Here is a 1,711-nt window from a genome sequence, read left to right as displayed (position 1 = left end):
GGAGCCCCTTGCAAATTCTCTGTTCCATAAACGGTTGCCCTCTGCCCATCAAGCTTTATCGAGGCCCCTAAACGATTGAGTTCTTGAACATGCATAAAACGATTTTCGAAAATCGTCTCTGTAATATGCGCAATGCCTTCAGCCCGTGTCATGAGCGCCATGAATTGCGCTTGGAGATCGGTTGGAAAAGCAGGATAAGGTCCTGTTTTAATATCAACAGGCATAATTTTGGTGTTCTTTGGATTTCGCTTAACATGAATTCCTTGAGGTTCTATTTGAATCTCGAGCCCTGTTTTTTGGAGCACCTTAAGCACTTTTGTGAGGTGATTAGGATTTGCATTTTTAAGAAAGACATCGCCTCCTGTCATAGCAACAGCCATTGCATATGTCCCCGCTTCGATTCGATCAGCAATAACGCGTATTTTTGTTCCTTTAAGTTTTTTAACCCCTTCAATTGTAAGCGTTGTTGTTCCCTCACCAGTTATTTGAGCCCCCATAGCATTCAAAGTTCGAATAAGATTTGCCACTTCTGGTTCACAAGCTGCATTCTCAAGAAAGGTTGTTCCCTTTGCCAATGTCGCCGCCATAAGCATTACATGGGTTCCACCAACAGTAACTTTAGGGAAACGATAGTGAGCACCTTTTAACCCCCTTGGTGCTTTTGCATGAACATATCCATTTTCGATCGTAATCTGTGCGCCTAAAGTTTTGAGCCCCTCAAGGATAAAATCGACAGGTCTGGTTCCGATAGCGCATCCTCCAGGAAGCGAAACATAAGCCTCTAAGCATCGTGCAAGGAGAGGTCCGATAACCCAAAAGCTTGCGCGCATTTTTTTCACCAGTTCGTAGGGCGCCCGTGTTGTCGCTATTTTTTGCGCAGTAAAATGAATTGTTCTTGAATTCACACACTCATCGTTAAACTCTTGTCCATCAACGGCATATCCAACACCATGATTATTGAGGATACGAATAAGCAGTTCGACATCAGCCAGATGAGGAATATTTTCTAAAGTAAGCGTTTCTTCTGTCAAAAGCGCCGCAATCATAAGAGGCAATGCAGCATTTTTTGCCCCTGAGATAGGAATTGTTCCTTTAAGTTTTTTTCCCCCAATAATTTGAATAGAATCCATCGTGTTTTCCCTCTTTTCCTTTGTGCCTGCCCTTCCAAAGGTTTTTCCCCCTTCGAGAAGTTATGCTTTATTAATCGTTTTAGAACGCATTCTAAATATGAGAACAAATTATTGAGAAGTTTGGTTGCAAAGCTTCACTAAAAAACATTTTTTTTTCATTTTAGAGCTCTGTTTGCGCTCTTTGTCGGCTTTGCTCTTTTCGACGTTTCAGGTTTTGACGCAATTGTTGCGCCAATCTTTCTTGACGTCGTTTTGCTTTTTCATCTTGATGATTCATTTCATTTTGTTTTTGTTTTTGATGCATTTGTGTCATTGCGCAACCTTTTAAACAGTGTTGAGCTTCTATCCAAGCAACTCATAACCTTAAATATTCAAGCGTATAAGAAACATATGTCATGACATAAGATACGTTTTCTTGCAAGAATATACAAATGTTCTCTTGCCTATTTTCTGACAATATGGCACAAGACAGCGCAAAGATTGAAAAGGGGCTGCGGTAGCTCAGTGGTAGAGCACTCCCTTGGTAAGGGAGAGGTCGAGAGTTCAATCCTCTCTCGCAGCACCATTTTATTCTTCTTTTG

At 41.3% G+C, this 1,711-nt stretch carries 2 protein-coding genes and 1 tRNA gene; 1 reads left to right on the top strand and 2 read right to left on the bottom strand.

The features are described 5' to 3' along the window. Both murA and ACFIKE_RS10145 read right to left on the bottom strand, forming a co-directional pair. Positions 1 to 1,130: UDP-N-acetylglucosamine 1-carboxyvinyltransferase (gene murA / locus ACFIKE_RS10150; RefSeq protein ID WP_375649720.1), on the bottom strand; the 1,130-nt coding region annotated here is incomplete at its 3' end. A gap of 160 nt (positions 1,131 to 1,290) precedes the next feature. Beyond that, positions 1,291 to 1,443 carry a hypothetical protein gene (locus ACFIKE_RS10145; protein ID WP_015856869.1) on the bottom strand — a complete coding sequence of 51 codons (153 nt, stop codon included), beginning with the start codon at positions 1,441 to 1,443 and terminating at the stop codon, positions 1,291 to 1,293. A 177-nt stretch (positions 1,444 to 1,620) separates the two neighbouring features. On the opposite strand from ACFIKE_RS10145, the gene ACFIKE_RS10140 reads away from it, so the two are divergent. Then, positions 1,621 to 1,695 (top strand) — tRNA-Thr (locus tag ACFIKE_RS10140). Positions 1,696 to 1,711: the final 16 nt, after the last annotated feature.

This window comes from Bartonella sp. MU70NMGDW, assembly GCF_042194085.1.
Classification (GTDB): Bacteria; Pseudomonadota; Alphaproteobacteria; order Rhizobiales; family Rhizobiaceae; genus Bartonella; species Bartonella grahamii.
The sequence above is the reverse complement of the archived record's forward strand: the minus strand, read 5'-3'. Positions and strand labels throughout refer to the sequence as shown.

What these genes read in the sequence shown, in the direction of transcription:
- ACFIKE_RS10145 (WP_015856869.1), bottom strand. Translation starts at nt 1,443, where the DNA reads ATGACACAAATGCATCAAAAACAAAAACAAAATGAAATGAATCATCAA.